Below are 20273 nucleotides of genomic sequence, written 5' to 3'. Positions count from 1 at the left end.
TTATTTTGTTTTAAAAGGATTTTTTAAACCCCTGTAGGCATCTAAATCGGCCTTGATTGATCCAACTGCCAAACTGGCTTTTATCCGCAGAGGCAATTTATTGCCATCATCCGAAATCCATACCGTTAGGCTTTCTTGTTCTTTAAAAACTCGTCCCGATTGCACCAAAGGTCTAAAAATCATTGCTGAAACAACGCCAAATTTAGTAGTAATATTTTCTCGCCCAATGAATTTTAGCTTGAATTTAGTAGTTTCATCATCAAAAAACATATCAATTGCCACAGATTCGCCAATTTTTAACTTATCAATATTAGGATGATTCCTTAAATAGTAAAATGCGGATAAAATATCTTGCGTGTTTTTTGGAATGTATAATGTTTTTTCCGTCTTGTGTTTATAATCCTTTACAACAACTCGGTTTGTTGCTTGATTAAAGAAACCTTCTTGATTTTTGGTGTAACCGCCTTCGTTAATTTTACGCACGAACTGGTATGGATTTCCGGTATCCTTATCAATGTAGCTTTCGTATAAATCATCTACTTTAAAGAAAAAACGGGACATTCCTACCGTATATCCTTTTCCCACCACATGAAAGCTTTTTTTATTATTTAGAACGGCATCTTTGACTTCGAGTGTAGCATAACCCGCATTGACAATGCCGTAATGAATCCTGAATTTGAACCATTCTCCCACACCGTAAGAATCCTCGTTAGGGGAATCAAAACTTACTGTTGTGATGAATAATAGTAGTAAAAGTATTTTTTTCATTGCTTATTTGTCATTTTATTGACCGTAAGTACAAAATTTGTTCCAAATATATTAAAACAAAAAAACTCAGTCAAATAATGACTGAGTTTTTATGCTATTAACTAACCAAAAACTATAAACTATGAAATTTATATAAATCCAGAAAGGAAACCACCCCTTTCTGTTTTGCGAGTGCAAAGGTAGTCAACAAACCCAGTATTTTTTACAAAAGATACACTTTAACACAAATTACGCAAAAAAATAGGTAGTTCGTTGGTTAAAATTTCACATAACATAAAAATATGACTTTTTTACAGCGTTCCTCGCAATGCCTGCTCTCTTTCAATTGACTCAAATAGCGCTTTAAAATTACCCGCACCAAAACCTTTTGCGCCCATTCTTTGAATAATTTCAAAAAATAAGGTTGGTCTGTCTTGCACTGGCTTTGTGAAGATCTGTAACAAATATCCTTCTTCATCAGCATCAACCATAATGGCTAGTTTCTCGATTTCATTCAAATCCTCTTTCATCATTTTCATGTGATCGCCCAATCGCTCTGGTATAGCTTCATAATACGTATGCGGAGGTGCAGATAAAAACTCGATTCCTCTAGCTTTGAGTTGCGATACCGTTTTGATAATATCATCGGTTGCTATCGCGATATGCTGAATTCCTGGTCCGCCATAAAAGTCCAGATATTCCTCGATTTGTGATTTTTTCTTTCCTTCAGCAGGCTCGTTGATTGGGAATTTGATTCTTCCGTTTCCATTCGACATCACTTTACTCATCAAGGCTGAATATTCTGTATTGATTTGTTTGTCATCAAAAGAAAGGAAATTCACAAATCCCATGACTTCTTCGTAGAACTTAACCCAAGTATTCATTTCGTTCCAACCTACATTCCCCACCATGTGATCGATGTATTTTAATCCTGTCGGCTCCGGATTGTAATCGGATTTCCATTCTTTATATCCTGGTAAGAATACACCACTATAATTTTTTCGTTCTACAAAAATATGAACTGTTTCCCCGTAGGTGTAAATTCCGGAACGTACTACTTCTCCAAATTCATCTTTCTCTACTGTTGGTTCCATAAAAGAGCGCGCCCCACGTTTCATGGTTTCTTCGTAAGCGCTTGTAGCATCTTCAACCCAAAGTGCAGCCACTTTCACCCCGTCACCGTGTTTTCTCAAATGTTCGTGTATTGGCGAATCCTGCGTTAATGGCGTGGTCAATACAATTCGAATCTTATCTTGTTTCAACACATATGACGTTCTGTCTCTAACACCTGTTTCTAATCCTGCATACGCCAATGATTGGTAACCAAAGGCCGTTTTATAATAATGTGCGGATTGTTTTGCGTTTCCTACGTAAAATTCTACATAATCGGTTCCTAATAAAGGAAGGAAATCTTGCGCTCCTTCAAATATTTTTTCTAGGCCGTATTCTACTGATTTAAGTTCTTTTGACATGGTATTTATTTTTTGATTCGGTACTTCTAGTTTTGGAACGCGGATGAAGCGGATAAAACTGATTTACACGGATTTATTAATTTAAAATATGTTGTTGTTTACTCTAAAGCATTAGCCCTGATGAAAGCGGCATCCTTTTTCTGGCTTCTTTAGCCAGGAAAAGATATAGCGCACAGCAGGAAATAGCTCCTTATTATTCTAGATAAGTGCGATTGCTTCGTTCTTCGCAATGACTTATTCTACCCAAGATTTATAGTACTGACCATCATCCAACCCCATGGCTTCTTCGGTGACCATTAACGGGCGAAAGGTATCGACCATAACCGCCAATTCGTGTGTTTCAGTATGACCAATGCTGCGTTCCATCGCACCTGGCGCCGGTCCGTGTGGAATACCTTTTGGGTGCAATGTAATGTGACCTTGCTCGATATTATTGCGGCTCATAAAATCCCCGTCTACATAATACAAAACCTCATCACTATCAATATTACTGTGATTGTATGGCGCCGGTATGGATTTTGGGTGATAATCGTACAACCTTGGAACGAAAGAACAAACGACAAAAGTCGAAGTTTCAAAAGTTTGATGCACTGGTGGCGGTTGATGAACGCGGCCTGTAATGGGCTCAAAATTGTGAATGCTAAACCCATAAGGAAAATTGTAACCGTCCCAACCTACTATATCAAAAGGGTGCGTAGCATAAACGATCTCATGCATCATTCCTTCTTTTTTGATTTTGATCAGGAAATCGCCTTTTTCATCGTGAGTTTCTAGTTCGTTTGGCAAAATAAAGTCGCGCTCGCAAAATGGTGAATGTTCTAAATGTTGACCTGATTCGTTTTTATAGCGTTTTGGAGTATAAAAAGGCGCAAATGATTCGACATAGAAAAGTCTGTTTTCTGATGTTTCAAAATCAATTTGGTAAATCATTCCACGTGGAATAATCAAATAATCACCATATTCGAAAGGAATATTTCCCATCATGGTACGCAGTTTTCCTTTTCCTTTATGGATGAAGATCATTTCATCAGCATCGGCATTTTTATAGAAATAATTGCGTAAAGATTGACGTGGCGCAGCGAGTCCTATGATACAATCTTTATTGACCAACATGGCTTTGCGGCTGTCCAAGAAATCATCTTCGGGTTTTAACTCAAAACCTTTCAATAACAAAGATTTTATATTTTTCCCAATGGCAATTTTTGGTTCAACCGAATACGATTTGGTTATCTCTTTTATTTGGGTTGGTCTATGAACATGATACAGCAATGAGGAATGGCCATTAAAACCTTCAGTTCCGAATAGTTGTTCGTAATATAAACCGCCATTTGGCTTTTCGAATTGTGTGTGTCTTTTTTGGGGAAAATTTCCCAATTTATGATATAAAGGCATGATTTTTTTGCTTAAAAGTTAACGTTATAAAGTTTAAAGTTTTACAGAACTAAACTTATTTAATTAAATCAAAAAAATGCAATCTATTCCGGATTTCTTTTAATAAGAAATTGCAGATATCCTAATAAACCGCTCCAAGTTGTTTTCATAATAACAAATATCGGAATTATTATTGAAATAAATTATAATTAAAATATAAACCCAACACTAAACCAAGTATGTCCTTTGGGAGTTTCCGGCGACCAGGAATATTTTATTTCTATGGGTCCAATTACCGTTTCCATGCCATATCCTACTGCGTAACCTGAATATTTAGGTATTGAAATCCAGTCCAATGTTTGAAAAATATCATCTCCTATATTGGCAAAATTTGCTGAAAAATTGAGGTGGTTCTTCTTGTAAAACTCATAATCAAGAGTTGCTGTAGATTTTATGTAACTGTTGGCACCGATGCTTAGAAAGTCATAACCGTAGAAATATTTGAAATTATTAATGGGATTAAACCCATAACCTCCCAAAATAAAATTAAAGAACGGCACACTTTTATTTCCAAATGAAAAGCCCGCATCGGTTTGAACTTTTATCGTAGCGTTTTTAAACAATGATGCGGCAATACCAAAATCACCTTTGGCTATTGAGAATGGTTTAAAATCTCCTGTATAATTTGATGACAGCAGATACGACTGAATATCCCCAGAGAAATACCAGCCTTTTTTTGGGAAATATTTATTATCAAAAGAGTCAAATTTCATGTAACCAAAAAGACTCGTATAATTACTTTTGTCAATTACTGGGTCTGCATTGGCTAAAGTTTCCGATTTTATTTTTAAAAATTTTAATTCCACACCTCCACCTATTAAAAATTTCTGTACAAATAAAGACTGGAAATAAGCCTGATTCGTCATGTCGCTAAAGTCAACATTAAATGTATTTATGCCAGGACTTAATTGCAAACTGCTTATTTCTTTAGAAACATTTCTATTAAATTGATTGAATTGAGATTTGAAACCAAAACTCAAATTAAATCCATTCTCTATGTAATAATCTAAATTGTACCTAATATTATCTCCTAAAACGATATCCAGTGAAGCAATGTCGTTTTTAAACAACGTTTTTTTACGGGTGAGATTTATTAAAACGCCACTTTTAAACAAGTTGTCATAATGTAATCCGAATTTCAAATACGTTTTTATCGGGTTTTCTTTTAAACTAATATTTAGGTCAACCTCCTCTTCATTTGGTTCAAACGAATAGGAAATGGTACTAAAATTTTCAGTTGCAGTTAGGTTATTTATCCCTTTAAGTAAATCACTGTACGATGTTTTTGTCCCGGGTTTGAATCTTAATTTACTGATAACATAATCTCTGGTGTAATTAGTCAGTTCATTGTTGTTTATATTTCTGATTTGCAAACTGTCACTTACAACCTTTAATTTAGGTTTTCGATAGGGAGCGGATTGATCTGCGAGCACTTTTACTTTTTCATATACAGCAAATGTCGCCTCTTCCCCTTTTCTGATAATTTCATTTCCTTTATCAAATGATATAACACCATAGTTTCTCACATCCGGTTTTATATAAACGTCGGTGTTTTCTATGTTTTGCTTCATTAACTCCCTTGATTTAAGATTAGTGATTTGCACCAAAATCCTAGTTGCGTCTTTTAGCTTGGTTCTGTCCAATAAATCATTTTGGACGTCAACTCCTATTATAATATCTGCGCCCAATTTTCGCACCTCTTCAATAGGATAATTATTAACAACACCACCATCAACAAGGAGTTTCCCATCAATTTCGACAGGGGCAAATAATGAAGGAAATGCGGAACTGGCAATGATAGCCTGAGCCAGATTTCCTTTGTTCAAGAGTACTTCTTTACCCGTTTCAATATTGGTACCAATACATAAAAATGGAATTGGGAGCTCGTTAAAATCTTTGATATGTCTGACGTTTCTGGTTAGCCTGCTTAACAAATTGTAATTGTATATTCCGGAGGATAAGGCTTCCGGAATACCTATTTTAAATTTATTAAACGGTAAAACTAACGCATATAATTCGTCATTTCTTTTTTCGTAAAAATTCTTGGAAGTCCTGGGAATAAAATCATTTAATAACTGATTAAAATCTGTAGACTGAAAAATTGAATCAATTTGCGCAGCATTATATCCTGAGGCATAAAGACCTCCGACAACTGCTCCCATGCTGGTTCCGCCTATAAAATCAATTTTTACACCTGCTTCCTCCAGCACTTTCAAAACACCGATATGCGCAAATCCTTTTGCTCCGCCTCCACTTAGCACCAACCCGATTTTAGGTTTTTTTTGCTCTTGCGAAAAAACTGTCAGACTAGCCAAAATAATGAGTAATAGTGATATTTTCTTCATAATCAGCAGTTTGATAATACTAGAATTTAGCGCGAGCAACTATTGTTTGCCTAAATTTCTCTAATCTAAATTAGTCATTCTTTTATTGCTTTGTAAAATTCGGTAATTTTTTTGGCTTTAGAGATCCCTATAACATCCGAAATTTCCTTTTCTGACGCTAATTTTAATCTTTTAACACTTTTAAAATGCTGAATCAAGGTCAACATGGTTTTTTCTCCAATCCCGGGAATGCTTTCGATGGAGGAATTCAGCGCCGCTTTGCTCCTTTGATCTCTATGATGCGTAATTCCAAAACGATGCGCTTCATTTCGCAATTGCTGGATTACTTTTAAGGTTTCCGATTTTTTATCTAAATATAGCGGAATCGAATCTCCCGGATAAAACAGCTCTTCCAGTCTTTTGGCAATGCCAATTATTGCTATTTTTCCACGCAGATCTAATTCATCGAGACTTTTAAGTGCCGCTGATAACTGTCCTTTTCCACCATCAATTATAATTAAATTCGGTAGCGGTTCGTTTTCGTCCAGCAATCGTTTGTATCTTCTGTAAACCACTTCGGTCATCGAGGCAAAATCATCCGGACCTTCAACCGTTTTTATATTAAAATGTCGGTAATCTTTTTTGCTTGGCTTGCCGTCTTTAAAAACAACACAAGCCGCAACAGGATTTGTCCCTTGGATATTCGAATTATCAAAACATTCGATATGTCGCGGTTCAACCGGCAATCGAAGATCTTTTTGCATTTGCGCCATGATTCTTTTGCTGTGGCGCTCCGGATCAACAATTTGCAATTGTTTAAGCTGTTCAATTCTGTAAAATTTAGCGTTCCGAATCGATAGATCTAAAATCTGCTTTTTGTCTCCAAGCTGCGGTATGGTAATTTTGATGTTTTCGCCCAGATCCACATGAAAAGGAACGATAACTTCTCGAGACAACAATTGAAAACGCTCTCTCATTTCGATAATCGCCAATTCTAATAATTCTTCATCAGTTTCGTCCAATTTCTTTTTGATTTCCATCGTGTGCGAACGAATAATGGAACCGTGAGAAATTTGGAGGAAGTTTACAAACGCAGCCGTTTCATCAGAAACGATCGAAAATACGTCAATATTTGTAATCTTTGGGTTTACAATTGTGGATCGTGATTGGTAATTCTCCAAAACTTCTATTTTCTCTTTGATTTTTTGCGCTTCTTCAAAATGCATATCAGCGGCAAGATTCGTCATCACCCGTTTGAAATCTTTCATGCTCTCCTTGAAATTCCCTTTCAAAATTTCGCGAATGGCATCAACTTGCTTTTGGTAATTTTCTAAGGTTTCGTGACCTTCACAAGGTCCCATGCAGTTGCCAATATGATATTCGAGACAAACCTTGAATTTGCCGCTTTCAATATTGCTTTTACTTAAATCATAATTGCAGGTTCTCAGGGGATATAACTCTTTGATGAGTTCTAAAATAGTACTCACCGTTTTGAAACTGGTGTATGGCCCAAAATATTCAGAGCCGTCTTTTACCATTCTTCGAGTCGCAAAAATGCGTGAAAAAGGTTCTTTCTTAATACAGATCCAAGGATAAGTTTTATCATCCCGCAACAATACATTGTAACGCGGCTGCAAGGTTTTAATCAGATTATTTTCCAGCAAGAGGGCATCTGTTTCAGTAGGAACCACAATGTGCCTTATGGTCACAATTTTCTTAACCAGCACATTGGTTTTAGCCGTATCGTGAATTTTATTAAAATAAGAAGCAACCCTTTTTTTTAAATTTTTGGCTTTACCCACATATAAAATTTTCCCTTCTTTATCGTAATACTGATAGACGCCGGGGCCATCTGGCAAAGTTTGTATTTGTAGTACTAAAGTGGTTGGATTCATGTAACAAAGTTAATCTGTAAAATCCCGAAATACAAATCTATACTCTTGAAATATTTCTGGTGAAAGTTTTATCAAAATTGCAAGCTTCTAATTCGTTATTATATTATTTTTATCGTTTTAAGAACTTATGACAAAACATGATACTATACCAATAGTAATTTTTGGCGAAAGCATTTTTCCTGGTGAAAGTAAAACCATTAATGTGGAAATTGCGCGATTACACACCACCACAAAATTAAACATTCCTGTAATTATAAAACGGTCAAAAATAGAGGGTCCAATTGTACTTTTCTGTGCAGGAATCCATGGCGATGAAATTAATGGTGTCGAAATCGTTCGGCAGATTATCCGCAAAAAAATAAACACACCAAAAAGAGGAACCATTATTTGCATTCCCATAATAAACGTATACGGATTTGTTAATAAATCCAGAGAATTTCCTGATGGGCGGGATTTAAACCGCGTTTTTCCGGGAAGCAAAACAGGTTCCCTGGCCAGCAGATTCGCTTTTCATATTTTAACTGAAATCATGCCACTTGTACAATATGCAGTGGATTTTCATGCTGGAGGGGCGAGCCGTTTCAACGCAGCACAAATTCGTATTGCACACAACAATGAGGAATTAAAGATTTTGGCCGATGTGTTCAATGCACCATTTACTTTGTATTCCAAAAATATTTTGGGTTCTTTTAGAAATTCAAGTGAAAAGATGAATGTGAAAATGCTGCTTTTTGAAGGAGGTAAATCACTTAACATCAATAACGCAATCGCGGAGGAAGGAGTAAACGGAGTAAAACGTTTGCTTTCACATCTTGATATGTTGGATCCGACACACAATGTAATTCAACAAAAAACACCAACAATTTATATTGAAAAATCCGGCTGGGTCAGAGCCAAATGTTCTGGCTTGTTGCACGATTATAACACCATTGGCACATTTCTGAAAAAAGGTTCGGTCCTCGCCACTATAACAGATCCTTATGGGAAATTTGAGCGAAAAATCAAAGCCCCGAATGATGGTTACGTCATAAATGCCAATCTTTCCCCTATAGTTTATGAAGGCGATGCCATTTATCATATGTCAAATACTGTCGGAGAGGAATCGGAATAAAATAAAATACCCATACAATTAAACTTCCATTTTCTGAGCATTCGAATTAAAACCGTTGAAATGAAAAAAACAGAATTAAGAACCAAATATAAAGCGCTACGAAATTCTCTTTCCGAAACTGAAATTGACGAAATGAGTTTGGCTATTGCCAATAAAATACTGACACTTCCTATTTGGGAGAAAACCTATTTCCATATTTTTCTTCCCATCACCGAACATAAAGAAGTCAATACTGAATTTATTCTTCACATTTTATCTGGCAAAGACAAGGACATTATTATTTCCAAAGTCGATTTTATGACTCAAAAAATGACTCATTTCCTGTTGACTGATAACACTGTAATCAAGAAAAATAAGTATAACATTCCGGAACCTGTAGACGGTATCGAAGTGCCCTCCAATAAAATTGATGTTGTTGTTGTTCCGCTTTTAACTTTTGACAAAAAGGGGCATCGTGTTGGTTATGGAAAAGGATTTTACGATGATTTTCTGACACAATGCAAACCGGATGTAGTCAAAATTGGGCTTTCTTTCTTTGAACCCGAAGAATTGATCACTGATATTTTTGAAGGGGATGTAAAACTGGATTTTTGCGTGACACCTGATTCAGTTCACTCTTTTTAATTTGGAATTCGTACTTTCGCGACGGAATAAATCTAATTAGTTATGACAACATTTAAAAATTCAAGATTCGTGGTATCTGTCATGGTCATTCTTTTTGCCATTTCACTATCGAATTGTAGTGTAGGTGTGGGAACGAGTTCGAACAGAACAACCTATAAGGCTAAAAAACTCCCGCCCGGACAAGCAAAAAAAATATATGGTGGAAAAAGTGCCAAACGCTATGCACCAGGACACAATAAAAAATAATAAAATAAAAAGACCTGTTCAAAATCATGAACAGGTCTTTTTTTATATTGTGAAAAACTTTGAATCTAATCCTGATGAAATGCTTTTTTATTGAAAAAAATCAAGATTCCAACTCCTGTAGAAATCGCCATATCAGCAACGTTGAATATTGCGTTGAAAAAAGTAAATTCATTTCCGCCCCAAATTGGTAACCAACTTGGTAGATTTCCGTGCCAAAAAGGAAAGTATAACATATCGACTACTTTTCCGTGAAACCAAGTTCCATAAGGTTGATCCGAAAACAAAGTAGCTAAGTGCTGCTGACTGTCGTCAAAAATAACGCCGTAAAAAACAGAATCTATGATGTTCCCAAAAGCGCCGACAAGAATTAATGAAATCGCAACAATCAAGTAGTTTGAACTGTTTTTTCTAACGGAATCCCACAACCAGTAGCCAATTCCGCCAACGGCAACAATTCTGAAAAGAGTCAAAATCAATTTTCCATAAGCTCCGGGAATTTGAACTCCCCAAGCCATTCCCTCATTTTCAATGAACAGAATTTTAAACCATTTGAACACTTCAACTTCTTCTCCTAAAATGAAATTAGTTTTAATGTATATTTTCGAAGCCTGATCGATGATTAATAGGATAAAAATAAGGAGATATGCTTTTCGTAATGACATTTTATAAATTTTAGTGGCGCAAAAATAACAATTTAATCAAAAAAAACGCTCCCAATGGAGCGTTAAATCTTGTTTAACAAGAGGTTTTATCGTTGCAAGTTTTTAGCTTCAATACTCATTGTTGCATGAGGAACGATTTTTAATCTTTCTTTCCCAATTAATTTGCCTGTAACTTTACACACACCGTACGTTTTATTTTCTACTCGGAAGAGTGCATTTTTCAAATCACGAATAAACTTCTCCTGACGTATTGCCAGTTGAGAGTTTGCTTCTTTAGACATGCTTTCGCTTCCCTCTTCGAATGCTTTGAAGGTTGGTGACGTGTCATCAGTTCCGTTATTCAAATCATTCATGTACGCACTTTTAATCAAATCTAAATCGGCTTGCGCTTTATGAATTTTATTAAGTATTATCTCTTTGAACTCTGCTAAATCTGCGTCAGAGTATCTTGTGGCTTCATTTACCATATTTATATTATTTTGAAATTAATAGCATTGTTTTTATTTCGTCAAATTCAATTTCTGTCCCGTTTTCCATATCATCTACAAAAATCAAATCGCTGGTTAACGTTTCCGATTTAATATAGTCCACGTTTTTAAGAATTGCCTCCTCTAAAATTCCATTTCTTTTTAATTGAACTTTTATTTTATCAGTAACTTCAAATCCCGAATCTTTACGGATATTCTGAATTCTGTTCACTAATTCTCTGGCAATTCCTTCTTGTTTTAATGCTGGTGAAATTGTAATATCCAGCGCAACCGTTACTCCGTTTGAATTGGCTACTAACCAACCTTCGATATCCTGCGATGTTATTTCTACATCTTCTAATGTTAAAGTTACGTTTTTTCCTGCAATAACAATATTCAGACTTCCTTCCTTGTCCATTTGACTGATCTGCTCTTTCGAAAAGCCTTGTATTTCCTTAGAAATCAATCCCATATCCTTTCCAAAACGGGGTCCGAGCGCCTTAAAATTAGGCTTAATTTGTTTCACCAAAACACCGGAAGCATCGTCTAAAAGTACTATTTCTTTCACGTTTACCTCTGCCTTTATGAGGTCAGAAACAGCCTCAATTTCAGCTCTTTGATTGTCGTCAAGTACTGGAATCATTACCTTTTGCAACGGTTGGCGTACCTTTATCATTTCCTTCTTTCGGAGGGATAAAACCAACGATGAAATGGTCTGTGCTTTCTCCATTTTGCTCTCTAACATTTTATTAACATAGTTGTCAACCGAAATTGGAAACTCCGCCAAATGTACACTGTCATACTTTTCTGACTGTGTTGTTGATGTTAAGTCTCTGTAAAGTTTATCCATAAAGAACGGAGCGATTGGCGCACCTAGTTTACTTATGGTTAACAAACAGGTATATAAAGTTTGATAAGCAGCGATTTTGTCCTGCGCATATTCCCCTTTCCAGAAGCGTCTTCTGCACAAACGAACGTACCAGTTACTCAAGTTTTCCTGTACAAATTCAGAGATTGCACGAGCTGCTTTCGTTGGTTCGTAATCGGCATAAAAACTATCTACTTCTTTAATTAAAGTGTTCAATTCCGACATGATCCATTGGTCAATTTCCAGTCTTTCGTTTACCGGAATCTCCGCTTCTTCAAATTTAAAACCATCAATATTCGCATATAAACTAAAGAACGAATACGTATTGTATAAAGTTCCAAAGAATTTTCTTCGCACCTCAGCAATTCCTTCTAAGTCAAATTTCAAGTTGTCCCATGGATTCGCATTCGATATCATATACCAACGTGTTGCATCCGGACCATATTCTTTTAATGTTTCAAAAGGATCTGCGGCATTCCCTAAACGTTTGGACATTTTTTGTCCGTTTTTGTCTAAAACTAATCCATTAGAAACTACATTTTTGTACGCTACTTTATCGAAAACTAATGTTCCAATGGCGTGCAAGGTGTAAAACCAACCACGCGTTTGATCCACTCCTTCCGCGATAAAGTCAGCAGGGAAATCTTTATTTTCGTCTATTTTTTCTTTGTTTTCAAAAGGATAATGCCATTGTGCATACGGCATGGAACCCGAATCAAACCAAACGTCAATCAAGTCCGCTTCACGCGTCATTGGTTTGCCCGAAGCAGAAACCAAGGTGATTTCATCGACTACATTTTTATGCAAATCAACCAAATCATAATTGGATTCCGCCATATTTCCAATTTCAAAACCTTTAAAAGGATTTTCTTTTTGGAAACCTGCAGCGATAGATTTTTCAATTTCGTTGTATAATTCTTCAACAGAACCAATTAAGATTTCTTCTTGTTTGTCTTCGGTTCTCCAGATTGGCAATGGAATTCCCCAGAATCTTGAACGCGATAAATTCCAGTCGTTGGCATTTTTCAACCAATTTCCAAAACGTCCTTCTCCAGTCGCTTTTGGCTTCCAGTTGATGGTTTCGTTCAAGTCAAACATTCTGTCTTTAACTTCAGAAATTTTTATAAACCAAGAATCCAATGGATAATATAAAATAGGCTTGTCTGTTCTCCAGCAATGTGGGTAACTGTGGACGTATTTCTCTACTTTAAACGCTCTATTTTCTTCTTTTAATCGGATGGCGATTTCAACATCTACCGAACGTTCCGGCGCTTCGCCTTCGTTATAATATTCGTTTTTTACATATTTACCGGCATATTCTCCCACATGCGAGGTGAATTTTCCTTGTAAATCTACTAACGGAACCGGAGTTCCATTTTCGTCAAGAACCAACATCGGCGGAACTTCAGGCGTAGCTTCTTTGGCTACTTTTGCATCATCAGCACCAAAAGTAGGCGATGTATGCACAATTCCTGTTCCGTCTTCAGTAGTTACAAAATCCCCTGAAATTACTCTGAAAGCATTTTCAGCATTTTGATACGGAAGAACTAAAGGAATTAATTGTTCGTAACGAATGTCAACTAAATCAGCTCCTTTGCATTCCGCTAAAACCTGATATGGAATTTTCTTATCGCCTTCTTTGAAATTTTCAAAATCAGCAGGCTCTTTACTTTCGAAGAACCCTTTTCCGAATTGTTTTCCAACTAAATTCTTAGCCAAAATCAATGTTGCCGGACGAAACGTATATTGATTGAATGTTTTTACTAAAGCATATTCAATTTTTGGACCTACAGTCAAAGCCGTATTACTTGGCAATGTCCAAGGCGTTGTGGTCCAAGCAAGGATAAAGATTTCGTCTAAATCCAACGCTTCTAACTTATAATGCAGTAAATTGTTTGAACTGATGTAATCGTAAAACTTTGAGAACAACAACTCTTTGTGCGCGTCAATCACTTTAAATTGCGCCACAACTGTAGTGTCCGTTACATCACGGTAACTTCCCGGTTGGTTCACTTCATGCGACGATAATCCTGTTCCTGCTTTAGGAGAATACGGTTGAATGGTGTAGCCTTTGTACATCAAATCCTTGTTGTAGATTTGTTTCAAAATCCACCAAACCGTTTCCATATATTTGGATTTGTAGGTCACATACGGATCTTCCATATCGACCCAATACCCCATTTTTTCGGTCAAATCATTCCAAACATCCGTATAACGCATCACTGTTTTTTTACACGCTTCGTTATATTCTTCGATGGAAATGGTTTTTCCAATATCTTCTTTGGTGATTCCTAATTCTTTTTCGGTACCTAATTCCACCGGTAAACCGTGGGTATCCCAGCCCGCTTTACGCTTTACTTGGAACCCTTTTTGAGTTTTATATCTGCAAAAAATATCTTTAATGGCACGCGCCATTACGTGGTGAATCCCCGGCAGTCCATTTGCCGAAGGTGGCCCTTCAAAAAATACGAATGGTGGGTTTCCTTCACGAGTGGTTACGCTTTTCTCGAATATATTTTCTTTCTTCCAAAAATCCAGAACTTCTGACGCCACAGTTGGTAAGTCAAGTCCTTTGTATTCAGTAAATTTTGTGCTCATTTTATCCTTTTCTAAATCGAGGTGCGAAAGTAAGGAATTTTGAATAAAAGAAAGAAAAGATGAGAGAAAATAGACAAATTTGATTAGAGAATTCGATAAAACACTATATAAAACCGACCACAGAACTTTCTACGAAAAAACTTCTTTCAAAACGTCCAGCGATTTTGGTTTTTTAAAGCCGTCCAAGTGAAAACTGTAGTAATCAATTAGAATTCTCAAAACAATTTGTCTTTCAATGACATGAAATGTTTTTTGATCGGTATCAAATCTCAAATCGATCAGTTTTTTGAACAAATTACTCTCATGTTCCGTAAGTGAACTGATGGCATTAAAAGGCGTGAAAATTCCTTCGTTCATTTCGAAAAAAGGCATATCCATGTCCGAAGTATCAGGATAAAAGCCTAAATATTTTGTAGTTTCCAATAATAAAATCAAGTGAAAATTAGCAATTTCATCGTTATTGTCCAACCAATGCAAAGCCGTTTCCAAAAAAGTAAAAAGATGCTCATTCGTTTCTTCTTCATGGATGGAATGGTGCAGCATTTCTGAAATAAACATCACAATCGTACTCTTGTAAATATCTGAATGAATCGAATGAAAAGGAGTTGCGATTTTTATCTCTTTGAAATTTTCCAAAGTCCCTTTATTTTTATGAACCGCTTCAATTTCGAGTATCGTCAAAGGCTGAAAATAAGCGATTTTCTGATTCGCTTTTCGGCTCGAAAAAGCATCCCGAACGAAGTACGATTTCAAGCCATGAGACAACGTGAAGCATTTGACAATCAAGCTTTTTTCTTGGAATTTCAAAGATGAAAGGACGATGGCTTTGGTTTTTACTAACAAGTTTAGATTTTTAGATTATTAGACTTCTTAGATTATTAGATTTTAGAGAACTGACCACTATCCTTAAGCTTCGGGACTGATCACTGAACACTGAACACTATCTAATTATCATCACTTTTTTAACTTTAGTTTCTACTCCGTCTTGTGCCGAAATAAAAATCATGTACACACCGGAAGCGACTTTATATTTTCCAAAAGCAGTGGTATCCCATTCTATTGTTCCGCCCGCTGCAGTGGTTTCGTAGACCAGATTTCCTTCAATATCGGTGATTTTAATATTGGCTCTATCCAGTAAACCTGCAATTTTAACGGTTCCCTGATATTCAGGACGCACGGGATTTGGATACACATAAGCGCTGCTTAAATCATCATTGGCAGCAGTCGAAACTCCTTTAAAAGAAACCAATCCTTTGGCCGTAGCAATAAAAACTTCGCCCGTAGCGCTATTGATATCAATATCATTTATAACATTGCTGGGTAACGGAGAATTATTGATTGTAAAATGATATTTGGTTTCCTGACCGTTTGGCGAAATCAAAAACAAACCCGAATCAGCGGTGCCAATCCATTTGTTATTAGCACCATCCACAGCAATATCTGTGATGAATTGTTCGTACAATAATTCCTGTGGCAAGTTATCTTCTACAATAATTATAGGATTAGCTTTCATTTGGTCGTCAGTTTGAAAATTCCCTACGTTTGACAAAACGCGCAATCCTTTTGTAGTTCCTATCCAAAGTTGGTTTCTGGTGTCTAACGCCACGGTACGTACATCAGAAACCGGCAGATTCCCCGTATCAGGACCTATTGTTATTTTTTTGAATTTATTGGCAATCTCATTAAACCCAACAACGCCATCTCCGCTCGTGGAAAGCCATTTCGTCCCGTTTTTATCGATGGCAATTGTTCCGAAATTGTTATCATTTGGTGACTTCAAAATATTATCCATAGCATAACTTTGCCATTGCCCGTTAGATCTCAGCACTTTCAGTCCGTTTTTTATTCGGCTATTGGTAATCCAAAGATTTCCGGATTTGTCAAATGCGGCTCCATTAATCCTGATATCGATATAATCAGGACCTACAAAGTTCAGCGACTCTAAACTGCTATTGGTTTGATTGTACAAAATTTTAGGTTCGTCATTTTCAATTTTCAGTAATCCTGAAAAAAAAGAACTAGCATACACTTCCTTTTCATTACTGGGGTTTACCGTGATTCGGGTCATTGATTTTGCTCCTAAAACTTTCTCATACGGAATATTTAACCATCCGCTTTCGGTCAATTTACTCACGCCATAACTGTCTAAAGCATACGGATTATAATCAGACGTGTAATCGCCATAAACGGTCCAAAGCGAATTTGGTGTCGCTTGAAGCGAAAATATATTATTTCTTGAAGGGCCAATTGGTGTTAAATTTTCAAAAGCTACTGCCGAAGAAAGCGAAGACGTTAATAGTCCATGTTCTTTTGTTCCAATAAAAACAGTTTCCTCTATTATTGTTGCACATGTAAAAGAAGCAGTAATATCGGGGATTTGACTTGCATTTATTTGGCGAACTAATGCCATTTGTCTGTTATAGATATAAATCGTGTTTAAAGTAGAAACTATTAAATAATTGGCTTTTGCTCTCATGTCTACTGCTGGTTGCGCAAGGGTAATCAGACCTGTAAATGAATTCGAAACGGAATTATATTTATGAATAGTTCCTGATCCATTAATGGCAAACAAATCTGTTTCAAAAGTTTCAATGCTAGACCAATTTCCTTGGGCAATTGTTTCCCACTGGCGATAATCTATTAAATTTTTATTGGAAACGCCGGCTCTTTTTATGCCACTATTAGTCGCAGCATAAATATACCCATTAAACAGTGCGGTTTGATTCACTATTATTTCTGCTCCATTGTCTCCTATAAAATAAGTGTCCCCAAATTGCATAGTGGCTAAATTGAATTGGACAATCCCAAAATCGCACGATACATAAACAATGCCTTCAAATTCCATGAAGTGATTTATTTTCTTGATATTCGACGGAAGTTGTTTACTGATAATATCGACCACATTAAGCATACTTCCATCGGTTTCATTGATTGCTATAATCAATCCGTTTTCATAGCCTACAATTGTTTTATTGAATGTTGCACTGTGATACAGCGATGAAATAGTTTGCCCGGAAAGTCCGTCAATAGTATTTATAGTTTTTATGAGGCCCGTTGTTCTGTTTTGAGAAAACAATGCATTTTCAGAAGCTGCATAAATCGCAGTAGTAGATTCTGATACATCTTTAATTTCATTATAAGAAAAATAACCGCGCCATGACAAATCACTTTGGGCAAAACCCATTTGCGTAAAAAGCGCAACTAAAAAATATAAAAAATTCTTTTTCATTATTTGTATCACTATTGATTTACAAATATAGAACAAACGGAAGTATTAGAATTTTGTTACACAAAAAAAAGCCTTCCGTCCGAAAGATCGGCAGAAGGCTTTTAAACTATATTTATTCTTATTTACACCACTCCTTGAGCCACCATAGCATCAGCTACTTTTACAAATCCGGCAATATTTGCTCCTTTTACATAGTTCACATAGCCTTCTTCATCAGTTCCATATTTCTTACATTGATTATGGATTCCTACCATAATTTCTTTCAACCTAGAATCAACCTCTTCGCTTGTCCAGTTTAATCGAATAGAATTTTGTGTCATTTCTAATCCTGAAGCTGCCACACCTCCTGCATTTGCTGCTTTACCTGGAGCAAAAAGCACTTTAGCTTTCAAGAACAATTTGATTGCTTCCAAAGTACATGGCATATTCGCCGCTTCAGTAACACAAATTACACCGTTAGCGATTAAGTTTCTGGCATCTTCTTCATTTAACTCATTTTGAGTTGCACAAGGAATAGCAACATCAACCTTTACTTCCCACACACTTCTCCCTTTGTGAAAAACTGCTCTCGGATACTTTTCAAGGTATGCCTCAGATCTATTATCTCCTCTCGCTCTTAATTCAAGCATAAAGTCAATTTTATCACCGGAAATTCCTTCTTCGTCATATATGTAGCCATCAGGTCCTGAAATAGTAACTACTTTTCCGCCAAGATCATTTACTTTCAAAGCAACTCCCCAAGCCACATTTCCAAATCCCGAAATAGCGACAGTTTTACCTCTTATTTCATGACCAATAGTTCTCAACATCTGTTCGGTAAAGTAAACAACCCCGTAACCCGTTGCTTCTGGTCGAATTAAAGAACCTCCATACGCTAATCCTTTACCAGTTAACACTCCGGTAAACTCATTTTTTATTCTTTTGTATTGACCAAATAAAAATCCAATTTCTCTGGCTCCTACACCAATATCTCCTGCTGGAACGTCTAATTGCGGCCCGATGTGTCTGCACAATTCAGTCATGAAAGACTGACAAAAACGCATTACTTCAGATTCAGATTTTCCTTGCGGATCAAAATCAGATCCTCCTTTTCCTCCGCCCATTGGCAAGGTGGTTAAACTATTTTTGAATACTTGTTCAAAAGCTAAAAATTTAAGTACTGATAAATTTACCGTATGGTGAAAACGAATTCCTCCTTTGTAAGGTCCAATGGCAGAATTCATCTGAATTCTAAATCCTCTATTTACTTGAATTTCTCCTTTATCGTCTACCCAGGGAACACGAAATATAATGGAGCGCTCCGGCTCAGCCATTCTGAGAAGCAAATTTTTTCCATCGTACTTTTTTTGCTCTGCAATAAATGGAATTACAGTTTCTGCAAATTCCCTAACAGCTTGAATAAATTCAGGTTCATTTGGATTTTTGGCTTCGACTTGAGCCATAAAATCATTTATTTTTAGTAACATAGATTATCAATAATTAATTAAGAAAACGATTTCGTTATAATTTACAAATATACATTTTATAAAAATATTCGGACTCTGTTTTTTTGATTTATAAATAGAATTATCTTTTTATTAAGCATTTCTAGACAATTGTGTTTAATTTATTCCGTTATAAAGGAAATCATTAAGACTTTCGTAAGTAAATATGAATATGTATGCTTATTTTTAATTTTGATTTTATATCCATAAATGTATGATGTTTTTATATATTTGTCCGTATTTGAAATTTAAATGTAATGATCAAACAAATAGTCCTCTTTCTACTTATTTCACTTGGATTTTCAAATAATTCAGGTGCACAATTCGGCGGATTTTCGCATGAAATAGGAGTTATTGCAGGACCTGTTGCTTTTCAATCAGACTATGGGCAGCGCAGTGATTTGTCTACTAACGCGGGAAATACAGGTTTAGGAATAGGGATTATTCATTATTTAAATTTTTCTTACAAAGCAGAATGTAACTGCTATACGCGTGATACTTACTTTAATGACCATTTTAAAATAAGAACCGAACTATCGTACAACAAAACCAACTTAGAACATTTAGGAAAATATGTAGCTCCTGACAGAACTTCACTTGGCGCAAATCAACTGCGAGCAATGACGGGAAGCTCTGCAATTACTAACGTTGGTATGCAACTTGAATATTTCCCTTTTAGTATTCGCCGTTTTTCAGCAACTAGCGGTAGTTTGGGCCCGTTTATAAGTTTGGGAGGCCAATTTAGTTATTACAATACCGAATCGTCTTCAACATTAGGTCCCTTAGGAACTCCTTTAACTACATTTCCCAAATATTTAAGCCCGTCAGAAGGGCGTCCTTATGGTTTTTCTACCGAGAGCGAATCCGTTTGGTCCGTTGTTTCCAGTGTAGGAACCCGTTATAAATTAGCGCCTTTATCGGATTTAATGGTCGACTTAAGATTTCAATATTTCTTTTCGAACTGGGTTGATGGTCTAAATCCGAATCCCGAAATTTATAAAGAGAATAAAGCAAACGACTGGTTAGTTTGGTTTAATGTGGGTTATATTTATTATTTACAATAACAGCTAAACAATAGATATAAAAAGAAAAACTCCAATCCTAATACCGACACT

The 20273-nt window shown here is 36.1% G+C and carries 15 protein-coding genes; 4 read left to right on the top strand and 11 right to left on the bottom strand.

The features are described 5' to 3' along the window. The 5 genes from E0F89_RS01525 to uvrC all read right to left on the bottom strand — a co-directional run bounded on the left by E0F89_RS01525 (window position 1) and on the right by uvrC (window position 7869). Window positions 1–768, bottom strand: a complete 768-nt coding sequence (locus E0F89_RS01525; RefSeq protein ID WP_131908103.1) for a DUF3108 domain-containing protein — start codon at window positions 766–768, stop codon at window positions 1–3. 290 nt (window positions 769–1058) lie between these two features. Next, complete coding sequence (gene hppD, locus E0F89_RS01520) at window positions 1059–2219, bottom strand: 4-hydroxyphenylpyruvate dioxygenase (RefSeq protein ID WP_131908102.1); 1161 nt, start codon at window positions 2217–2219, stop codon at window positions 1059–1061. Window positions 2220–2453: 234 nt separating this feature from the next. Then, entirely contained in the window at window positions 2454–3611 is a 1158-nt protein-coding gene (locus E0F89_RS01515; RefSeq protein WP_131908101.1) for a homogentisate 1,2-dioxygenase, read from the bottom strand. A 188-nt stretch (window positions 3612–3799) separates the two neighbouring features. Continuing rightward, window positions 3800–5995, bottom strand: coding sequence for a patatin-like phospholipase family protein (locus E0F89_RS01510; protein WP_131908100.1), 2196 nt, complete (start codon window positions 5993–5995; stop codon window positions 3800–3802). Window positions 5996–6069: 74 nt separating this feature from the next. After that, entirely contained in the window at window positions 6070–7869 is a 1800-nt protein-coding gene (gene uvrC, locus E0F89_RS01505) for an excinuclease ABC subunit UvrC (protein WP_131908099.1), read from the bottom strand. A 127-nt stretch (window positions 7870–7996) separates the two neighbouring features. On the opposite strand from uvrC, the gene E0F89_RS01500 reads away from it, so the two are divergent. From E0F89_RS01500 to E0F89_RS01490, 3 genes are read left to right on the top strand one after another with little or no spacing between them, the layout of a single operon-like run. Beyond that, window positions 7997–8980, top strand: coding sequence for a succinylglutamate desuccinylase/aspartoacylase family protein (locus E0F89_RS01500; protein ID WP_131908098.1), 984 nt, complete (start codon window positions 7997–7999; stop codon window positions 8978–8980). Between the two features lie 60 nt (window positions 8981–9040). Further along, complete coding sequence (locus tag E0F89_RS01495; RefSeq protein ID WP_131908097.1) at window positions 9041–9604, top strand: 5-formyltetrahydrofolate cyclo-ligase; 564 nt, start codon at window positions 9041–9043, stop codon at window positions 9602–9604. A gap of 42 nt (window positions 9605–9646) precedes the next feature. Further along, window positions 9647–9850 carry a hypothetical protein gene (locus tag E0F89_RS01490; protein WP_131908096.1) on the top strand — a complete coding sequence of 68 codons (204 nt, stop codon included), beginning with the start codon at window positions 9647–9649 and terminating at the stop codon, window positions 9848–9850. A 65-nt stretch (window positions 9851–9915) separates the two neighbouring features. On the opposite strand, the gene E0F89_RS01485 is transcribed toward E0F89_RS01490, so the two are convergent. The 6 genes from E0F89_RS01485 to gdhA form a co-directional block, all read right to left on the bottom strand. Continuing rightward, a complete protein-coding gene (locus E0F89_RS01485) occupies window positions 9916–10512 on the bottom strand; it encodes a lipoprotein signal peptidase (RefSeq protein WP_131908095.1) in 597 nt (198 codons plus the stop codon). A gap of 86 nt (window positions 10513–10598) precedes the next feature. After that, a complete protein-coding gene (locus E0F89_RS01480) occupies window positions 10599–10979 on the bottom strand; it encodes a TraR/DksA family transcriptional regulator (protein ID WP_131908094.1) in 381 nt (126 codons plus the stop codon). Window positions 10980–10986: 7 nt separating this feature from the next. After that, a complete protein-coding gene (gene ileS / locus E0F89_RS01475) occupies window positions 10987–14445 on the bottom strand; it encodes an isoleucine--tRNA ligase (RefSeq protein WP_131908093.1) in 3459 nt (1152 codons plus the stop codon). 129 nt (window positions 14446–14574) lie between these two features. Further along, window positions 14575–15288, bottom strand: coding sequence for a DNA repair protein RecO (gene recO / locus E0F89_RS01470; RefSeq protein WP_131908092.1), 714 nt, complete (start codon window positions 15286–15288; stop codon window positions 14575–14577). Window positions 15289–15385: 97 nt separating this feature from the next. Then, window positions 15386–17674: a type IX secretion system anionic LPS delivery protein PorZ gene (porZ, locus tag E0F89_RS01465; RefSeq protein WP_131908091.1), complete on the bottom strand. Its 2289-nt coding sequence runs from the start codon at window positions 17672–17674 to the stop codon at window positions 15386–15388. A gap of 122 nt (window positions 17675–17796) precedes the next feature. Then, the gene (gdhA, locus tag E0F89_RS01460) at window positions 17797–19140 is read right to left on the bottom strand and encodes an NADP-specific glutamate dehydrogenase (protein WP_131908090.1); all 1344 of its coding nucleotides are present in this window, start codon (window positions 19138–19140) and stop codon (window positions 17797–17799) included. A gap of 275 nt (window positions 19141–19415) precedes the next feature. On the opposite strand from gdhA, the gene E0F89_RS01455 reads away from it, so the two are divergent. Continuing rightward, window positions 19416–20222, top strand: a complete 807-nt coding sequence (locus tag E0F89_RS01455; protein WP_131908089.1) for a THC0290_0291 family protein — start codon at window positions 19416–19418, stop codon at window positions 20220–20222. The last annotated feature ends 51 nt before the right edge of the window (window positions 20223–20273 follow it).

The organism is Flavobacterium caseinilyticum (assembly GCF_004349085.1).
Taxonomy (GTDB): domain Bacteria; phylum Bacteroidota; class Bacteroidia; order Flavobacteriales; family Flavobacteriaceae; genus Flavobacterium; species Flavobacterium caseinilyticum.
Note: the sequence above shows the minus strand (reverse complement) of the source record. Positions and strands in the feature narration are given on the sequence as shown.